Origin of the sequence: Bradyrhizobium sp. CCBAU 51745, from assembly GCF_028128715.1 — a bacterium.
Lineage (GTDB): Bacteria > Pseudomonadota > Alphaproteobacteria > Rhizobiales > Xanthobacteraceae > Bradyrhizobium > Bradyrhizobium manausense.
The window spans coordinates 214,259-232,366 of the sequence record NZ_LBJP01000085.1; the positions used below are offsets into that span (position 1 = coordinate 214,259).

An 18,108-nucleotide genomic window follows, 5' to 3' on the forward strand; every position below is an offset into this window, starting at 1 on the left:
ATGCTGAACTTCCTCGCCCGCCGGCTTGCGCAGATCGTCCCGACGCTGTTCTTCGTGTCGGTGCTGATTTTCTCGCTGCAGCAATTGCTGCCGGGCGATCCCGCCCTGGTGATGGCGGGCGAAGAACGCGATCCTGCCGTGATCGAGCAAATCCGGCACCAATACCGGCTCGATCAACCCGTCCCCGTGCAATACGTCTACTGGATCAAGGGCGTCCTTGTCGGCGACTTCGGCGAATCCCTTCGCAACAAGATGCCGGTGCGCGAGCTGATCGCGCAAAAGCTGCCGGTGACGCTGCAGCTCGGCGCCATGGCCATCATCATCGCCTTCCTGATCGGCATCCCCGCCGGCATCGTCGCGGCCGTGAAGAAGGGGACGGCCTGGGACTACGGTGCCAATTTCTTTGCGCTGTGGGGCATCTCGACGCCGAACTTCTGGCTCGGCATCATGCTGATCTTCCTGTTCTCGATCGAGCTCGGCTGGCTGCCTGCCTCCGGCTATGTGCCGCTGACCGAGAACTGGCGCGCGAGCCTGGCCGCCACCATCATGCCGGCTTTCGTGCTCGGCAACGCCATCGCCGCGATCCTGATGCGGCATACCCGTAGCGCCATGCTGCAGGTGCTGGAGAGCGACTATGTGCGCACGGCGCGCGCGAAAGGCCTGTCCGAGCGCTCGGTGATTCTCAAGCATGCGATGCGCAATGCGCTCACGCCCATCATCACGCTCGGCGCGCTCGAACTCGGCACGCTCCTGTCCGGCGCCGTGCTGACCGAGCAGATCTTCTCCATTCCCGGCTTCGGCAAGCTGATCGTCGACGCCGTGTTCAACCGCGACTACGCCGTCGTGCAGGGTGTGGTGCTGGTGACCGCCACGGTCTACATCACGCTCAATCTGGTCGCCGACCTCGCCTATATCCTCGTCAATCCGCGGCTGAGGGGCTAGGCCATGACCGACGCCGTGCTTACGGCCACCCCCATCACTGATACCGGCGAGCTGGACAGCCCGGCGCGCCGGGCGCGGCGTCGCCTGTTCAAGCGCAAGGCGGCGGTTGCGGGCCTCGTGGTCCTCATCGTTTTCATCCTGCTCGCACTGCTGGCGCCTCTGCTCGTGCCCTATGATCCCATCGCGACGAGCTGGAGCCTGGTGCGCAAGCCGCCGACGACCGCGCACTGGTTCGGCACCGACGAGCTCGGCCGCGACATCCTGAGCCGCGTCATCTATGGCGCACGCGCCTCATTGCTGGCCGGCCTGATCTCGGTTGCGATCGCGCTCGGCATAGGCGTTCCTCTTGGCCTGGTGTCCGGCTATCGCGGCGGATTCGTCGATGCGCTGATCAGCCGGATCACCGATGCGATGCTCGCCTGCCCTTTCCTGATCCTGGCCATCGCGCTGGCGGCGTTCCTCGGTCCGAGCCTCGGCAATGCCATGATCGCAATCGGCATCTCGGCGACGCCGGTCTTCATCCGCCTCACCCGCGGCCAGGTGCTGAGCGTCAAGGCCGAGGACTATGTCGAAGCTGCTCGCGCGCTCGGCAATCCGCCCTGGCGGATCGCGGTCTCCCACATCCTGCCGAACATCCTGCCCGCGCTGCTGGTCCAGGCGACCTTGTCGATCGCCGCGGCGATCATCGCGGAAGCCGCCCTGTCGTTCCTTGGGCTCGGCCAGCAGCCGCCGTCGCCGTCCTGGGGCAGCATGCTGAATGCGGCGCAACGCTTCCTGACCCAGGCGCCCTGGATGGCGATCTGGCCGGGGCTGGCGATCTTCCTCGTGGTGCTGTCACTGAACCTGCTCGGCGACGGCTTGCGCGATGCGCTGGACCCACGGCAGCGTTAGATCACCACCTCACGCATCACGCGGCGACAATCCATCTCATATTCCAGGTCGACCACCGGCGGCCGCGCAAAGTGCCAGGTCAGGCCCGAGCGCAGCGCGCCGCGCCGTACCAGCTCGTCGACCAGCGCATGATGGAAGTCGTGCACGGAATAGGCCTGGACGCCGGTGGTGTCCTTCCAGCCGAATCCAAATGCCGCCATCCGGTTCTCCATCTGCGAGGTCGTCGTGAAGCGCACCTTCTCGCGCAGGCCTTCCGGACTGAGGTCGCGATAACGCACGGTACGTTCGACATAGGTGCCGCTGCCTTCGCGCGCCTCGGCGCCACCGGCGATCACGAAGGACGGCGCCTTCGAAGTCGCCGGACGCGTGAACGAGAACGCATGGAAGGACGGCTCCGCGGGCGGATCGATTTCCGGACAGACATTGCTGCGTGCCACCGGATTGGTGCTGCCGTCGAAGATGCCCCACTCCGACAGCGTCTTCACATAATGCAGGTTGAAGGCGCGAAAGCCTTCCTCGCTGAAGGCCGCGGGCGAGCGCAGCTCGCAGGCACAGAAAGCCGTCAGCGGACGTCCTTGCGCCTGGATGTAGTTTGCAGCCAGCGCAAACCCGTCGGCCAGCGGCACCAGGCGATCGAACCTGACGCGCTCGATCTCATAACCGTCGTCGGCAGCAGCACCAGCAGAATACTGGAACACGGAGGGGATGAACCGGTAATTTCCGGCGGAGAATTCACGCGTCATGTCTAACCCTAATCCAGCTGGATGCGAATGCCTTTGGCGCCGTTGAGCAGGCGTCTCAAGTGAAAGCCGGCGAGCGGATCGTCGGCGTGCATCCCGACCAGCGCGGCGAAGGCCGGCATCGCCGCGGCGTCGCCCGCCTCCATCCTTGCAAATGCCTCGGCATATTGTGCCGTCGCGGGCGCATCAAACTTGTCCTGCGGCAGCGGCTCGAACGCGCGCAGCGGTTCGCTGCGTCCGCGCAGCATCAGATCACCTACCGGGCGCCCCTGAAAGCTCGCCACCGCCTCGGCGACACTGGAGCTGACGCAGATGCGGGTGCCGAGCTGCTTGTTGGCGGCCTCCAGCCGCGCTGCGATGTTGATCGTGTCGCCATAGGCGGTGTAGTCGAAGAAACGATTGCCGCCGAAATTGCCGACCAATGCGGATCCTGCGTGAATGCCGATACGGGTCGTGCCGAAATTCACACCCCTGGCCTTCTGGCGCACGCAAAAATCCTGCGCCCAACGGTCGAGATCGTGCGCGCAGGCGACCGCACGCGTCGCATAGTCGGGCTGATCGCCGGGCGCATTGAACAGCACGTGGATCGCATCGCCGATGATCTTGGCAACCGTCCCCTCATGCGCGAAGATCACTTCGGTCATCCCACCGACATATTCGTTGAGGAGCCCGCCCAATGTCTCGGGCGCTGCGCTCTCGACCAGCGATGTGAAGCCGGTGATATCAGTGAATATGACGGCGACATCGCGCCATTGCACCTCGATACCCTCGCTATCGCTGCCTGCCGCCAGGCGTTTGGCGAGCTCGGGCGAGAAGTGGCGCGACAGCGCGGCGTGGGCCCGTTCGGCTTCCGCCTGACGGCGCCGCACCTCGCGTAGCATCTCGATGTGGCGAAGCGTCTTCTCGATCGTCGTTTCGAGGTCGGCGAAGTCGATCGGCTTGGTGAGAAAATCGAACGCGCCGCGGTTCATGGCGGTGCGGATATTGCTCATATCGCCATAGGCCGAGACGATGATGGTCGACTTCTTGTCCTCGGCTTCCTGCAGCTTCTGCAAGAGCGACAGCCCGTCCATCCTGGGCATGTTGATGTCCGAGACCACCATGTCGACATGCGGGTTCTGCTCGAGCGACTCCAGCGCCTCGATACCGTCGCGTGCGAACATGATGGCGAGAAGCCCGTCACGGATCTTCCTGCGGAATTTCTGCAGGATCAGCGCCTCGAGATCGGGCTCATCGTCGACGAAGAGAATAGTCGGGGTCATGCCGCCTGCTCGAGCCTCGTGTCGATCTGCTGGCGCAGCTGCGCGAAGTCGATCGGCTTGGTGAGGAGCCCGCTGGCGCCGCGCTCGATCGCCTTGCGATGCGTCTCGGCATCACCGTAGGCCGTGATCATGATCACAGGAACATTCGGATGCTCGGCGCGCACCCTGGGCAGCATATCAAGCCCGCTCATGCCGGGCATGTTGATGTCGGACAGGATCAGGATCAGCGAGGGATCGCGCACCTCGGCGGCACGCTTCAGCGCATCGGGCGCAGAGGGTGCGAACTCCATCTGGAAACGGCCGGCACGCAGGTCGCGCCGGAATTGCTGCCGGAACAGCGCCTCGACATCGGGCTCGTCATCGACGACCAGGATGTAAACGTTCACGTCTTGCCTCCCGAAGTGCCGCTTGCCGCCATTGCGCGCGGCAGGGTGATGATGAATTCGGTGAAGGCACCGGGTGTGGTGTTCACGTCGATCGTGCCGCCGTGCTGCTTCACGACGATGTCGTGGCTCATGGACAGGCCAAGCCCGGTGCCCTCGCCTGCCGGCTTGGTGGTGAAGAAGGGATTGAACATCTTCTCCTTCACGTCCTGCGGAATACCCGTGCCGTTGTCGCGTATCCGGATCTCGACCTTATCGCCGAGATTTTTCGTCGATGCGCTCAGGGTCGGCTCGAAGCCGTCGGCTCCGCTCTCCTTGCGCTTGGCCGCCGCATAGAAACCGTTCGAGATCAGATTGAGGAAGACGCGGGTGATTTCCTGCGGGTAAATATCGACCATGCCGGCTGCGGGGTCGAAGTCGCGCTTGAGCGTGACGTTGAAGTTGGACTTCTCGGCCCGCGCGCCGTGATAGGCCAGATTGAGGCTTTCCTCCAAGATCGCGTTGATGTCGGCGGGGCGATGCTCGCCAGAGCCTTCGCGCGAATGCAGCAGCATGTTCTTCACGATGGAATCGGCACGCCTGCCGTGCTGCACCACCTTGTCGAGATTGCCCTTGAGCATGTGGGTCAGCTCGTCGACCTCTTCCTTCGCCTTGCTGTCGAGCTGCGCCGATTGCAGAACTTCGTTCAGTTCGTCGATCAACTCCATCGAGAGAGACGAGAAATTGTTGACAAAGTTGAGTGGGTTCTTGATCTCGTGCGCGATGCCGGCGGTGAGTTGGCCGAGCGAGGCAAGCTTCTCGGTCTGGACCAGACGGTCCTGGGCGGTGCGCAGATCGTCGAGGGATCGCGATAGCTCTCTGGTGCGCTCCTGGACTTCCTCGAACAGGCGCACATTCTCAATCGCAATCAGAGCCTGATCTGCAAAGGTCGTGGCGAGCTCGATCTGCTTTTCACTGAACGGACGCACGACATGCCGCGTCAAGACGAAGACGCCGATGGGCGCTCCCTCCCGCAGCAACGGGACACCCAGCATCGTACGCACGTTGGAGCGTCTTCTCGCAGACGAAGGTGCATACTCCGGATCGGCCTGCACATCGGGAATATGGACTGTCCTGCAATCGAGCAGGGTGCGTCCGACGACACTTCCCCGCTCCGGCACGGAAGCAAATGTCCGAAGCTTGTTCTCCTGCTCCGCATCGAGGCCGCAGCTCGCTGCCAGATAAAAGGCGCCATCGCGGGGCCGGAAGATCGTTCCTTCGTCGGCATCGCACAGGCGGGCAGCCGATCCCACCAGCGTGTCAAGCACGGTCTGTAGATCAAATGTCGAACGGCTGATCACCTTCAGCACATCGGCGGTCGCGGTCTGCTGCTGTAGCGCTTCCCGCAATTCTGCCGTCCTCTGCTCGACCTTGTTTTCGAGGTCGGCGTAGGATTCCTGCAGCCGCGAGCCCATGTCGTTGAACTGGTCCGCGAGCCCTTCCAGCTCGTCGCCGGTCTTGATCGAGATGCGCTGGGAGAAATCGCCGCCGCCCATCCGCTCGGCGCCGCTGCGCAGTGCCTGGATCGGGCCGACCATGCGGCGCGCCAGGAAAATCCCCGCCAGCACTGCGAAGATCGAGGCAGCGAGCAGCACGATCGCGAGCCGCTGCAATGAGGCATAGAGCGAGGCATAGGCCTCCTCGACCGGCAGCTCGACGAACATGGTCCAGTGTAGCGGCTCGATCGGGGCCGAGGCGGTCAGAACCTTCTGGCCCTGGATGTTGATCGCCTCCTGAAGCGCATCGGGCATGACGCCGCCGCCGGCCTGCGCTGCGCGGACCTGTGCGAGGCCGGACATGTCGGTATTGCGCAGCACCAGGCTGATGTCGGGATGGGCGATCAGCCGCCCCTCGGGGCCGACCACATAGGCGTGCCCATGCTGGCCGACCTTGATCTGGGAGACGACGTCCCAGATGAGCTTCAAATTGACTTCCGCGATGCTGACCCCGGCATCCTTCCTGGCCCCGGCCAGCGCCAGTGTCATGTAGGGCTCGGACTCGCGGCGAAAATACACCGGTCCATAATAGACCTTGTGCGCGACGGCTTCGGTGAACTTCGGATCGCTCGACAGATCAACGCCGCTGTCGATCGCGTCCATCGCCAGCCGCGAGACGCGCAGCCGCTCTTTGCCGGTCGAATCCAGCTGGGCGAGCTCGGTGATCGCAGGCACCTGACGCAGCAGCCGCAGCGCATCGAACCGGCGCGGCTCGATCGAACCCGCAGACCAGGGCAGCTGCGTGGTCCAGCCGAGCTGGCTCTCGATCTCCTTGATGAACTGGCTGATTTTGGCGGCGGCCGCCTCGGCCTGCTCGTGCTGGACCCGGATCAGGGCGGCCTTGTGTTCCCTGTAGTAGAACAAGACCTCGAACAGGCCATTGGTCAGCAGGGCGACCGCAACCACGGCCACGAACAGCGCGACATATTTGGTGAACAGGCGGGTCCTGATCCCCCGCCCCGTCGTGGCGGACCCGGCCGCGCTCGGCAGGGTCCTGGTCTGCGGGGTGTCGGGATGGACGGAAATGCTCATTTCCCCGAGCCTAGCAAGAAGGCCGCACCTTGTCTCTCGCCACGGCGGGCAAGGTTACTCGATGACCTCGTCGGCAAGTGCAAGCAAGGTCGGGGGAATTTCAAGGCCGGTGGCCTTGGCCGTCTTCAGATTGATCACCAGGGGATAGCGGGTCGGCTGCTCGAATGGCAGATCGCCGGGATTGGCACCGTTGAAAATGCGGGCGACGAGGGCGGCCGCCCGCTCGAAGGATTCCAGCACATCCGCTCCGTAAGACATCAGCCCTCCGTCGCGAGCGAGATCGGCATTTTCGTAGATCGCCGGCAGTTTCCGGTGGACGGCGAATTCGTACACGCGCTTGCGGTTGAGAATGGTGAGTGCGTCGGCCACCATCAGGATGCCGTCCGGCGGATCGGCATTCATCACGGAGAAAGCCTCCTCGAAATCATCGGGTTCGCGGACACCTAACGCCTGCACGGACAGCCCGAGCGCCTGTGCAGCCTTCGCGGACGCCTGGTAGCGCATTGTCATGCCGAGGTCGTCCTTGTTCCAGAGCATTGCGACCTTGGTCAATTTCGGCGACATGTCCTTGAGCAGCGACAGCCGCTTGGCGCTGAGTGTCGCTGCGACGTCCGAAATCCCGGTGATTTTGCCGCCTGGATGCGCCAGGCTCTCGATCAGCCTGGTTTCGACGGGATCACCGATGCCACTGGCCGCCACGGTGGGAATGTCGGCCGCTTTGGCCGCCATTGCCGTCGGATAGCCAACGATCACGACGGCATCGACTTTCGCAGCCTTCAGCTCTGCAATCAGCGCGGGGAGCTTCGCGACGTCGCCCGCCGCCCCGCGCGCTTCAATGGCCAAGTTCTGGCCAAGCTTGAAACCGCGCTCGCCGAGCACCTTGATCAGGATCTTGCCGCCAGGACTGGTCTCCGTGATCGGTGCGATCGGCGTCAGCGTGCCCAGACGGAACATCCTGTCGCTCTGAGCCGCGGCCGAGCACGGCCCCAACAGCGAGACACAGCCGAGCCCTGCCAGGAATTCGCGCCGCCTCATCACGTCTCCCTTGCCCCTGGCGCAATAGCACGCCAGCCAAGTCTAGCACGAGACAAGAAAAAAGCGGCAATGGCGATGGCCATTGCCGCCCTGCAATCTTTGATTCGGCCGGCCTCAGGTCGGCCGAAGCGCCTTGGCGTTGAGGTCGAGCTCGTTGACCTGCTTGGTACGCTCGGAATCGGCGGCCGCACGATGGTCGGTCGCCAGCACGACGTAAACTGCGGGTAGGACAAAGAGCGTGAACAGCGTACCGATCGACATGCCGGCGACGACCACGAGGCCGATCGAGAAGCGGCTGGCTGCGCCCGCGCCGGTCGCAGTCAGCAGCGGGATCAGGCCGGTCACCATCGCAGCCGTCGTCATCAAGATCGGCCGCAGGCGGATACGAGCCGACATTTCGATGGCCGAGCGGCGGTCCAGCCGTTCATTCACCTGGAGCTCGTTGGCGAACTCCACCATCAGGATGCCGTGCTTGGTGATCAGGCCAACCAGGGTGAGCAGACCGACCTGGGTGTAGATGTTCATGGTCGCCACGCCGAAGAACAGCGGGATCAACGCACCGACGATCGCCATCGGCACCGAGATCATGATCACCAGCGGATCACGCAAGCTCTCGAACTGGGCCGCCAGCACTAGGAAGATGATGATCAGCGCGAACCCGAAGGTGATCGCGAGCTGATTGCCTTCCTGCACATACTGTCTGGAATCCGCGAGATAGTCGTGGCTGAAGCCTTGCGGCAGCTTCTTGGCCTCGCTCTCGAGGAAGTCAACCGCGGCGCCGACGGTCACGCCGGGCATCGGCACGGCCGAGAACGTCGCCGAGTTGAGCTGATTGTAGTGCGTCAGCGAGTTCGGGTCGGTCTTGGTCTGGATCGAGACCACGGTCGACAGCGGGAGCTGTTGGCCGGTGCTGGTCGTCACATAGTAACCGCCAAGCGATTCCGGTGACAGTCTGTTGGCGCGCGGCACCTGCGGGATCACCTGGTAGGAGCGGCCCTCGAGATTGAAGCGATTGATGTAGTTGCCGCCGAGCAGAACCGCGAGCGTACTGCCGAGGTTCTGCATGTTGACGCCGAGATCCTGTGCCTTGTTACGGTCGATCGTGACCACAACGCTGGGCTGGTTAAAGGCGAGGTCGCTGTCGGAAACGATGAACATGCCGCTCTTGCGCGCAGCGTCCTTCAGCCTCTCCATCTGCTCAAAGACGGTCTGGTAGCTCGCGGTGGAATTGATGACCATCTGCACCGGCAGACCGCCCGGACCACCCGGCAGCGGCGGCAGATTGAACGCGAACGCCTGCACGCCCTCGATCTTGGAGAGCTCGGCCTGCACCAGCGGCTTCAGCGCGATCGACGATCGCTTGCGCTCTTCCCAGGGCTTGAGCAGCATGCCGGCGATGCCGCCCTGCGGGCCATTGATGCCGTTCAGCACGAAACGCAGATCGGTCTCCGGGAAGCTCTGAAATTTCTTGTCGAGCTTGTCGCCGTAGAAATCGACATAGTCGATATTGGCGTATTTCGGCGCCTTGGTCACTGCGAACACGATGCCCTGGTCTTCCTCAGGTGCCAGTTCCTTCGAGGTGTGCATATAGAGGAAGCCGACGAGCCCGAGGATCGTGATTGCGAACAGGCCGGTAATTGCCTTGTAATCGAGCGACCGGTCGAGCCTGCGGCCATACCAGCGCGTCAGTGCGCCGAACACCTTGTTGACCAGCTTGGCGAAGCGGCCTTCTTCGGTGTTCTTGAGCAGCACCGAGCACATCATCGGCGACAGGGTCAGCGCAATCACGCCCGATACGATCACTGATCCGGCGAGCGTGAAGGCGAATTCCCGGAAAAGCGAACCGGTGAGACCGCCGAGGAAGCCGATCGGGGCATACACTGCGGCAAGCGTGATGGTCATCGACACGACGGGACCGACGATCTCACGCGCGCCTTCGAGCGCCGACTGCACCGGCGTCTTTCCCTCCTCGAGATGCCGGTGGATGTTCTCCACCACCACGATGGCGTCGTCGACCACGAGGCCGATCGCGAGCACCATCGCGAGCAAGGTCAGCAGATTGAAGCTGAATCCCAGCGCCAGCATCAGAGTGCAGACGCCGATCATCGACAACGGGATGGTGACAACAGGAATGATGACCGAACGCAGCGAGGCCAGGAACAGGAAGATCACCACGATCACGATGATCACGGCTTCGCCAAGCGTCTTCTCCACTTCGTCGATCGAGGATTGGATGAACTTGGTCGAGTCATAGGCGACCTTCATCTTCATCGACGGCGGCAGGTTGCGCTCGAGCTCCGGGAACAGCGCCCTTACACCCTTGACCAGCGTCAGCGGATTGCCCTGCGGCGTCGCGTTCACACCGATGAAGATCGCATGCTCCCCGTTGAAGGCAACACTCGCGTCGGTGCTCTGCGCCGCAAGCTCGACCGTGGCGATGTCCTCCATCCGGACGAAGCCACCGTCCTTGGCCTTCACGATCATCTTCCTGAACTGGTTGACGTCCGTCAGGCTGGTGTTCGTCGAGATGTTGGAAACGATGAGATAGCCCTTGGTCTGGCCCGCCGCGGATTGGAAGTTGTTGGCCGTGATTGCGGCCGCAACATCCGCCGGCGACACACTGCGGCCGGCCATCTTCACGGGATCAAGCCAGAGCCGCATCGCAAAGGTCTGGCCACCAAGAATGTCGGCCGAGGCGACGCCGTCGACGGTCGACAGCACCGGCTGCACCACGCGCGTCAGATAGTCCGAGATCGCCGAGCCTGACAGTTCCTCCGAGGAGAAGCCGAGATACATCACGGCCGTGGTCTGGCCAGTGGTCTTGGTGACGATCGGGTCGTTCGATTCCTTCGGGATCAGATATTTGACCGAGTTCGTCTTGGCCAGCACCTCGGTGAGCGCCTGGTTCGGGTCGAAGTTCAGCTTGATGTAGACCTGGATCGTCGAGGTGCCGAGCACCGAGGACGAGGTCATGTAGTCCACGCCCTCGGCCGAGGCGACCGCCTGCTCGATCGGCGTCGTGATGAAGCCCTGGATCAAATCCGCGGACGCGCCGGGATAGACGGTCGTGATGTTGATGACCGTGTTCGACAGCTTCGGGTACTGACGGATCGGCAGCACCATCGCCGCGCGCAGGCCGATCAGCAGGATCAACAGGCTGACGACGACCGACAGAACCGGGCGCTTGATGAAAATATCAGTAAAGGCCATCGCGGCGATCTCGACTTCTATGTCTCAAGAGACGTGATCCGGCCGGGCCGGATCACGCGAGTGTACTGTCAGTAGCGCGGGGGCTGCGCCGGGATCGGCGGAGCCGGATCGGTCGAAATTGCGACAGCGGCGCCCGACTGCAGCTTGAGCTGGCCGACGGCGACGACCTTGTCGCCCGCCTTCACGCCCTTGATGATCTCGACGCGACCGTTGACCCGATTGCCGGTCTGCACGAAGGTGCGCACTGCGCTCAGCGTCGTCTTGCCGTCCTCGCCCTGCTTCTCGGTGATCATGAACACGGAGTCGCCGTACAGCGTATAGTCGACGGCCGTTTCCGGAACGGTGATCACGGCCGGCTTGTCCGGCAGCACCACCGTGGTGGTCACGAACATGCCCGGCTTCAGGATCTTCTCCGGGTTGGCGATCGTCGCCTGCACGCGAATGTTGCGGGTGTCGGCGGCGATCTGCGGCTCGATCGTGGTGATCTTGCCGTCGAAGGTGCGCCCCGGATAGGCATCGACCTTCAGCCGGACCGGCTGGCCAACCTTGAGGTTGCCCGAGTCCTTTTCCGTCACCGTAAAGTTGGCCCACAGCTCCGACAGATCGGTCAGCGACACGATCGCGGTGCCAGCTGTGAGATATTGTCCGACCTCGACTTTGCGCACGCCGAGCTCGCCGGAGAACGGTGCACGGACCAGCTTCTGCGAGATCAGGGCCTCGGTCTTGGCGATGCCGGCCATTGCCTGGTCGTAGGCGGCCTGAGCTTGGTCCACCGTGGCCTGCGGGCCGAACTGGCGCGATGCCAGCTGCTTGGCGCGGTCCAGCGAGAGCTGCGCGACGGTTGCCTGCGCCTTGTAGTTGGCGAGATCGCCCTGCTCGGGCGCGTCGAACAGCTGCACCAGCGGCGTGCCGGCTTCGACATGGGCGCCCGGCTCGAACTTGATCTCGGTGACGCGTCCATTGACGTCGGCAGTGACGTCGACCTGGTGGACTGCGGCGAGGCCGCCGACCGCAGTGAGCAGGTTCGGTACCACCTCGGACTTCGCTTCGGCCGCGCTGACCATGGTCGGCGGCGGCTTGTTGTTGGCGAAGAACTGCTTGATCATCTGGCCCCGGAAATAATTGAACCAGACGAGACCACCGACGAGCACGCCGAGAAGCGTGCCGACGATGATGAACCAGAGCACCGGCCGAACCGGGCGCTTGGGGGCCTTGCTGTCGATCGGTTCGCCCGAAATCTTGTGTTCGGCTACGATGTTCATGTCATGCGCTCTCTGCAATCGCCGTCTTGTCCACACCCGGGGCCAATTGATGGCCCAGATGCGAAGCAATTGCGGCGTCGTTAAGTCCGATGCCTCTCAGGAGAAACTCACAAAGCTGCCGCTCCAGATCGTTCGCCCCGCCATAGGCGAGACAATGCACTGAAGGCAGCCTGGTCAGCGCGGCGGTCATCACCGTATGATGCGCAAACCAGAACAGGTTGAGCGGTTCGCCGCCACAGGGCCGCGCATCCCCGGCGGCGACGGCGCGTTCGAGCGAGGCGACGAAAACCGCTCCGATCAGCGTCTCGATCTTTGCATATAACAAACGAGCGAATTCGCCATCATCCAGGTGGCTGGTGGCCATCAGTCGCAGCCGCTGGGCGTCTTCCTGGTCGGGGCCGTCGGCGATCTCCAGGAAATGCTGGACCATGCCCCGGATCAGCTCGACCAGGGTGGCCGTCGATGGCTCCCGCTCGAGCAGGTCCATCAGCGCCGGATCCGCCTCGCACTCGTCGCTGAGGATTTCGGCATACAGCGCCGCCTTGGACGGGAAATGCTTGAAGAGCAGCGCCTCGGAAATGGCAGCGGCGGCCGCCACGCTCTTGGTCGTGGTGCCGTTATAGCCGTGTCGGGCAAAGCAACGCTTTGCGGCTCCGAGGATCAATTGACGCCTCAGGTCGCTCGTCATACGCAATGTGCTCATGCTAGTGAGTAAGCACTCACCCACGCAAAAGTCAAGTCAAATGGTGCGGCGCAACCTAAATGGGCGGGAACTGTTGGAAATTGGTCACATCTTACCTCCGCGGGGAGAGCGTCGCCCACGGGGACCAGATTCAGGGGCTGGGGGTCAGATCGGCCGGAAGCCGAGCTCGCCGCGGATCCGATTGACGATGTAAGTCCCGTCCCGGCTCGGCAGGATCCGTTCGACGTTGGCGCTGTCGATCTTCACATTGGCAAAGCGCGGCCCTGCCGAGAGGTCGTGGATGGCTTTGGCGAAGGCTTCGACCTCAGCCATGGTCGAGATTGCCCGGCTATCGGCGATGCCACAGGCCCTGGCGACGCCGGCCAGGTCGGCGGCAGCCGAGGTGTGGCTGGTCTGGCCGCCGGTCTCGCCATAGGCTTCGTTGTCGAGCACGACGATTGAGAGATTGGACGGCTTCTGCACCCCGATGGTGGCAAGGCTGCCCATGCCCATCAGCATCTCGCCGTCGCCGGTAATGACCAGCACCGGCAGTTTCGGTTGCGCCAGCGCGAGCCCCAGCCCGATCATCGCAGCGCCGCCCATGCCGCCCCAGAGATAGAAGTTGCGGGCATGATCGCCCGCCGCAGTGATGTCGTTGGTGGAAGCACCGAGGCCGCCGACGGCAATGGCATCCTTGCGATCAGCCAGCAGCGCGGAGACCACCTTTCGGCGGTCGAGGAGATTAGCCTTGCTCATTTGGTGAAGACCTTGGCGCCGATCAGGCGCTGCGACAGCAGGACGGCGGTGGGCGTGAGCGCGTTGTACGCCTGCGCCGCGGCGGCTTCGAGCACAGCCGGCACCTCGGCTGCGTTCGAGGCACGCAGCACCTTGATGCCGGAGAGTTCGAGCACGCCCTGCGTGGTCGAGCCCATCGGCACCTGCCACGGATTGAACTCGCCCCACTCGCCGCGCATGGTCACGAGGCTGAGGAACGGAAAGCGCAGGATCGGGATCAGCGACAGCATGTTGATGCAATTGCCAACGCCGCTCGACTGCATCAGCAGCACGCCGCGCTGGCCGCCGGTCCAGGCGCCGGCGAGCAGCGCCACGCCCTCCTCTTCCGTGGTCAGGGGAATGCCGCGCATCGTGGACGTGGCCAGCACGCGCTGGATCAGCCTGGAATGGCCGGCGTCGGGCACGTAAGGCACCTGCCGGACGTCGAAGCGTTGCAGGGTCGCGAAAATGTCGTCGGGCCAAAGAGTCTTTGACTCCGGCGCCGTCGTGTCGGCAGCGTCAGCGCGGGCGTGCATTTTTCTGTCCGGTCGGCTAGCAAATCACCGCGAGACTGTAGACGGTGATCCGCACGGCTCGAAAGAGCGAAAATGGCATATCGGTCTCATCAGGCGAGTATGGCGGATGAACGCAAGTGCGAAAGAATTGGCGGCCGGTTTCGATCTGGCGAAGCTGACCAGCGAATTCTACGACGATCCCTACCCGACCTATCGTGCACTGCGGGAGAACGAACCGGTCAAGCGGCTTGCGAGCGGCACCGTATTCCTGACGCGCTATGACGACCTCGTCACCACCTACAAGAACACAAGATCGTTCAGCTCGGACAAGAAGCGCGAGTTCGCGCCGAAATACGGCGACACGCCGCTCTACGAGCATCACACCACCAGCCTCGTCTTCAACGATCCGCCCGCCCACACCCGCGTGCGGCGTCTGATCATGGGCGCGCTGTCGCCGCGCGCGATCGCCGGCATGGAGGGCGACCTCGTCAAGCTGGTCGACGGCCTGCTCGATGCCATCGCCGCCAAGGGCCATTGCGAGCTGATCGAGGATTTCGCGGCCTCGATCCCGATCGAGGTGATCGGCAATCTGCTCGACGTGCCCCGTGACGAACGCGCGCCGCTGCGCGACTGGTCGCTGGCAATCCTGGGCGCGCTCGAGCCGGTCGTGTCAGCCGAGGCGGCCGCGCGCGGCAACAGGGCGGTGACGGATTTCCTCGCCTATCTCGAAACGCTGGTCGCGCGGCGGCGGCAAAAGCCGGGCAATCCCGACCGTGACGTGCTGACACGCCTGATCCAAGGAGAAGGCAACGCCGAGGAGAACGGCGAGCGGCTGACCGAGAAGGAGCTGCTGCACAATTGCATCTTCCTGCTCAATGCCGGCCACGAGACTACGACCAATCTGATCGGCAACGGCCTCGTCGCGCTCGACCGGTATCCCGACCAGAAGCAGCGGCTGATCGACAATCCTGACATGATCAAGACCGCCGTCGAAGAGATCCTCCGCTACGAAAGCTCGAACCAACTCGGCAATCGCATGACCACCGAGAAGGTCGAGCTCGGCGGCGTCATGCTCGAAGCCGGCACGTCGGTGACGCTGTGCATTGGCGCGGCCAACCGCGACCCCGCGCAGTTTCCCGATCCTGAGCGCTTCGACGTCGCGCGCACGCCGAACCGGCACCTTGCCTTCGCCACCGGTGCGCATCAATGCGCCGGCATGGCGCTGGCGCGGCTCGAAGGCGCGATCGCGATCTCGCGTTTCCTGGCGCGCTTCCCGAACTATGCCGTGAGCGGCCAGCCGGTGCGCGGCGGCCGGGTGCGGTTCCGTGGCTTCCTGAGCGTCCCCTGCTCGATCGGCTGAGGCGTGATGACCATCGATCAATTGCGCGAACGCTGGGCCGATCCTGCCCTCACGGTGCTGACCGTGCTGATGGTGCTCATGATGTTCGTGATCGCGCCGTTGCAGGCGCTGGGGCTGTTCGCATTCCAGGTGTCCGAACTCGTGCTGGCGCTGCTGCTCGTCGTCGGCATCTTCGTGATCTCAGGCAGCCCCATCGCAGTGCTCGGCATGCTGATCGCGCTCGGCATGATCGTGACAGGCGCGATCTTGCGGATCAGATCGCCATCCATCCTCGACCTCAATCTGTTTGCCGGCTCCTGGTTCATCGTGGGAACGACGATGGCCTGGGCGGTGGCGCGGCAGACCTTTGCGCCGGGGCGCGTGACCTATCATCGGGTGATCGGTGCCGTGCTGCTGTATCTCACGGTCGCCGTGATCTTCGCGGCGCTCTACACTTTCATCGGCTCGCTCGATCCGGCCGCCTTTGTCAGCATGAAGGTGGAGGACAGTCCGAGCCTTGCGAGCGAGGTGATCTATTTCAGCTTCGCGACGATGACCACGACCGGATATGGCGACGTCGCGCCGCTGCACCCCGTCGCGCGCAGCCTGTGCAACATGGAAGCCATTTTCGGCCAGCTCTATCCGGCGACGCTGCTGGCGCGCCTGGTCACGCTCGAAATCGAGCATCGCAGGCAGGACTCCTGATGAGCCACCGCCGACCAAAAGTCGAAAACAACCCCATGCACAGTAGAGCATGGATCGGCGCAGGATGCCTTGCGGATTCGCCGAAGCAATTGACTTGCCGGGCAAATCAGCGCTGGACGCGCAATCACCCGGCCGCGCCGCGCTATCGGGCAGGTGAAGGCTTCCGCTCGGACAGACCGATACCCACATCAGCTTGAGCACGGCCGCTTGCCCCCGGCGCAGGCAGCCATGGAGTGAGGACAGATGAGCAGGTCGGTCATTGATCTCCTCGCAACGGAAGCACGCTTTGGCGCCCAGAATTACCAGCCGATCGGGGTCGTCCTGACACGCGGCGAAGGGGTCTGGGTCTGGGATACCGAGGGCAAACGTTACCTCGATTGCCTCTCCGCCTATTCCGCAGTGAGCCAGGGCCACTGCCACCCGAAGATCCTGGCGGCGATGGTGGAACAGGCGCACCGGCTGACGCTCACCTCGCGCGCCTTCCACAACGACCAGCTCGCCCCGTTCTACGAAGAGATTGCGGCGCTGACCGGCTCCCACAAGGTGCTGCCGATGAACAGCGGTGCCGAGGCGGTTGAAAGTGCGATCAAGTCAGTGCGCAAATGGGGCTATGAGGTCAAGGGCGTGCCGGACGGCCAGGCCGAGATCATCGTCTGCGCCAACAATTTCCACGGACGCACGCTGGGCATCGTCGGCTTTTCGACCGACCCCGAGACACACGGGCACTTCGGGCCGTTCGCGCCGGGCTTCAGGATCATCCCGTTCGGCGATGCCACCGCCCTCGAGGCAGCGATCACGCCAAACACCGTCGCCTTCCTGGTCGAGCCGATCCAGGGCGAAGCCGGCGTCATCATTCCCCCTTCCGGCTATTTCACTGAAGTGCGCGAGCTCTGCACCGCCAACAACATCATGCTGGTGCTCGACGAGATCCAGACCGGGCTCGGCCGCACCGGCAAGCTGCTCGCCGAGCAGCACGAGGGCATCGAGGCGGACGTGACGCTGCTCGGCAAGGCCCTGTCCGGCGGCTTCTATCCGGTGTCGGCCGTGCTCTCGAACAACGACGTCCTAGGGACACTCCGACCCGGGCAGCACGGCTCGACCTTCGGCGGCAACCCGCTCGCCTGCGCGGTGGCCCGCGCCGCGATGCGCGTCCTGGTCGAGGAAGGCATGATCGAGAACGCGGCACTTCAGGGGGCGCGCTTTCTGGATGGCCTGAAGGACATTCGCGCCAACACGATCCGCGAGGTGCGCGGGCGCGGCCTGATGCTGGCGGTCGAGCTTTATCCCGAGGCCGGCCCCGCCCGCCGCTATTGCGAGGCGCTCCAGGGCAAGGGCATCCTCGCCAAGGATACCCATGAGCACACCATCCGGATCGCCCCGCCGCTGGTGATCACCAGCGAACAGGTCGACTGGGCGCTGGAGCGGTTCGCCACCACCCTGACGCAGGATTTCTCTTGAGGCTGCCTGCGTCGGAAGATCGCAACGCCGGCCGTCGCCGGCAACGAACGATTCCGCCACCTGCGCGTTGAAAGTTGTGGGCGATTAGGAGCTGGGAGCCACGATCATGCTTCCGCATGGCGTTCGCCTTAGGGCTGTTTTGGTTGGTGTCTCGATGCTGGCGGTAAGCGTCGGCGCGTCTGCCCAAAATCATGGAAAGGGTGGACCACCGGCACCGGCTGCCCATCCAGCGGCGCCACCTGCGATGGCCCGTCCGGCGGCACCGCCAGCCATGGCGCGTCCCGCCGCGCCACCAGCCATCGCGCGTCCTGCCGCGCCGGCGTTCCATCCGCCTGCCATGCCG

At 63.8% G+C, this 18,108-nt stretch carries 15 protein-coding genes; 5 read left to right on the top strand and 10 right to left on the bottom strand.

The window, feature by feature from the left end; translation table 11 throughout:
* Positions 1–942: an ABC transporter permease gene (locus XH98_RS26635; protein ID WP_220000800.1), complete on the top strand. Its 942-nt coding sequence runs from the start codon at positions 1–3 to the stop codon at positions 940–942.
* Positions 943–945: 3 nt separating this feature from the next.
* Positions 946–1,833: an ABC transporter permease gene (locus XH98_RS26640; protein ID WP_271601843.1), complete on the top strand. Its 888-nt coding sequence runs from the start codon at positions 946–948 to the stop codon at positions 1,831–1,833.
* Here the strand turns inward: XH98_RS26640 and cnbZ are convergent.
* From cnbZ to XH98_RS26690, 10 genes are all read right to left on the bottom strand, one after another.
* Complete coding sequence (gene cnbZ / locus XH98_RS26645) at positions 1,830–2,576, bottom strand: 2-amino-5-chloromuconate deaminase CnbZ (protein ID WP_271620401.1); 747 nt, start codon at positions 2,574–2,576, stop codon at positions 1,830–1,832. The two genes, XH98_RS26640 and cnbZ, sit on opposite strands and share 4 nt — an antisense overlap.
* Positions 2,577–2,584: 8 nt before the next feature.
* On the bottom strand, positions 2,585–3,835 hold the full coding sequence (locus tag XH98_RS26650; RefSeq protein WP_271620402.1) for an adenylate/guanylate cyclase domain-containing protein: 1,251 nt from the start codon (positions 3,833–3,835) through the stop codon (positions 2,585–2,587).
* Entirely contained in the window at positions 3,832–4,221 is a 390-nt protein-coding gene (locus XH98_RS26655; protein ID WP_057753253.1) for a response regulator, read from the bottom strand. The genes XH98_RS26650 and XH98_RS26655 overlap by 4 nt, the downstream gene beginning before the upstream one ends.
* Positions 4,218–6,785 (bottom strand): sensor histidine kinase, encoded by a 2,568-nt coding sequence (locus XH98_RS26660; RefSeq protein ID WP_271620403.1) that lies wholly within the window; start codon positions 6,783–6,785, stop codon positions 4,218–4,220. The genes XH98_RS26655 and XH98_RS26660 overlap by 4 nt, the downstream gene beginning before the upstream one ends.
* A 54-nt stretch (positions 6,786–6,839) precedes the next feature.
* Complete coding sequence (locus tag XH98_RS26665; RefSeq protein WP_271601839.1) at positions 6,840–7,820, bottom strand: ABC transporter substrate-binding protein; 981 nt, start codon at positions 7,818–7,820, stop codon at positions 6,840–6,842.
* Between the two features lie 114 nt (positions 7,821–7,934).
* Positions 7,935–11,030, bottom strand: a complete 3,096-nt coding sequence (locus XH98_RS26670; protein ID WP_271601838.1) for a MexW/MexI family multidrug efflux RND transporter permease subunit — start codon at positions 11,028–11,030, stop codon at positions 7,935–7,937.
* 68 nt (positions 11,031–11,098) lie between these two features.
* Positions 11,099–12,292, bottom strand: a complete 1,194-nt coding sequence (locus XH98_RS26675) for an efflux RND transporter periplasmic adaptor subunit (protein WP_271601837.1) — start codon at positions 12,290–12,292, stop codon at positions 11,099–11,101.
* 1 nt (position 12,293) lies between these two features.
* Positions 12,294–12,995 carry a TetR/AcrR family transcriptional regulator gene (locus tag XH98_RS26680; RefSeq protein WP_271601836.1) on the bottom strand — a complete coding sequence of 234 codons (702 nt, stop codon included), beginning with the start codon at positions 12,993–12,995 and terminating at the stop codon, positions 12,294–12,296.
* A gap of 144 nt (positions 12,996–13,139) precedes the next feature.
* Positions 13,140–13,730 (bottom strand): thiamine pyrophosphate-dependent enzyme, encoded by a 591-nt coding sequence (locus XH98_RS26685; RefSeq protein WP_271620404.1) that lies wholly within the window; start codon positions 13,728–13,730, stop codon positions 13,140–13,142.
* Positions 13,727–14,284, bottom strand: coding sequence for a phosphonopyruvate decarboxylase (locus tag XH98_RS26690; RefSeq protein WP_271620405.1), 558 nt, complete (start codon positions 14,282–14,284; stop codon positions 13,727–13,729). The genes XH98_RS26685 and XH98_RS26690 overlap by 4 nt, the downstream gene beginning before the upstream one ends.
* Positions 14,285–14,390: 106 nt before the next feature.
* Between XH98_RS26690 and XH98_RS26695 the strand changes: the two genes are divergently transcribed.
* From XH98_RS26695 to rocD, 3 genes are all read left to right on the top strand, one after another.
* On the top strand, positions 14,391–15,623 hold the full coding sequence (locus tag XH98_RS26695) for a cytochrome P450 (RefSeq protein WP_271620406.1): 1,233 nt from the start codon (positions 14,391–14,393) through the stop codon (positions 15,621–15,623).
* 6 nt (positions 15,624–15,629) lie between these two features.
* Entirely contained in the window at positions 15,630–16,307 is a 678-nt protein-coding gene (locus XH98_RS26700; RefSeq protein ID WP_271601832.1) for a potassium channel family protein, read from the top strand.
* Positions 16,308–16,550: 243 nt separating this feature from the next.
* Entirely contained in the window at positions 16,551–17,765 is a 1,215-nt protein-coding gene (rocD, locus tag XH98_RS26705) for an ornithine--oxo-acid transaminase (protein ID WP_271620407.1), read from the top strand.
* Positions 17,766–18,108: the final 343 nt, after the last annotated feature.

Coding starts and splice junctions, on each gene's coding strand:
- XH98_RS26695 (WP_271620406.1), top strand. CDS start 14,391: ATGAACGCAAGTGCGAAAGAATTGGCGGCCGGTTTCGATCTGGCGAAG.
- rocD (WP_271620407.1), top strand. CDS start 16,551: ATGAGCAGGTCGGTCATTGATCTCCTCGCAACGGAAGCACGCTTTGGC.
- XH98_RS26680 (WP_271601836.1), bottom strand. CDS start 12,995: ATGAGCACATTGCGTATGACGAGCGACCTGAGGCGTCAATTGATCCTC.
- XH98_RS26650 (WP_271620402.1), bottom strand. CDS start 3,835: ATGACCCCGACTATTCTCTTCGTCGACGATGAGCCCGATCTCGAGGCG.
- XH98_RS26635 (WP_220000800.1), top strand. CDS start 1: ATGCTGAACTTCCTCGCCCGCCGGCTTGCGCAGATCGTCCCGACGCTG.
- XH98_RS26700 (WP_271601832.1), top strand. CDS start 15,630: ATGACCATCGATCAATTGCGCGAACGCTGGGCCGATCCTGCCCTCACG.
- XH98_RS26670 (WP_271601838.1), bottom strand. CDS start 11,030: ATGGCCTTTACTGATATTTTCATCAAGCGCCCGGTTCTGTCGGTCGTC.
- XH98_RS26660 (WP_271620403.1), bottom strand. CDS start 6,785: ATGAGCATTTCCGTCCATCCCGACACCCCGCAGACCAGGACCCTGCCG.
- cnbZ (WP_271620401.1), bottom strand. CDS start 2,576: ATGACGCGTGAATTCTCCGCCGGAAATTACCGGTTCATCCCCTCCGTG.
- XH98_RS26675 (WP_271601837.1), bottom strand. CDS start 12,292: ATGAACATCGTAGCCGAACACAAGATTTCGGGCGAACCGATCGACAGC.
- XH98_RS26690 (WP_271620405.1), bottom strand. CDS start 14,284: ATGCACGCCCGCGCTGACGCTGCCGACACGACGGCGCCGGAGTCAAAG.
- XH98_RS26665 (WP_271601839.1), bottom strand. CDS start 7,820: ATGAGGCGGCGCGAATTCCTGGCAGGGCTCGGCTGTGTCTCGCTGTTG.
- XH98_RS26640 (WP_271601843.1), top strand. CDS start 946: ATGACCGACGCCGTGCTTACGGCCACCCCCATCACTGATACCGGCGAG.
- XH98_RS26685 (WP_271620404.1), bottom strand. CDS start 13,730: ATGAGCAAGGCTAATCTCCTCGACCGCCGAAAGGTGGTCTCCGCGCTG.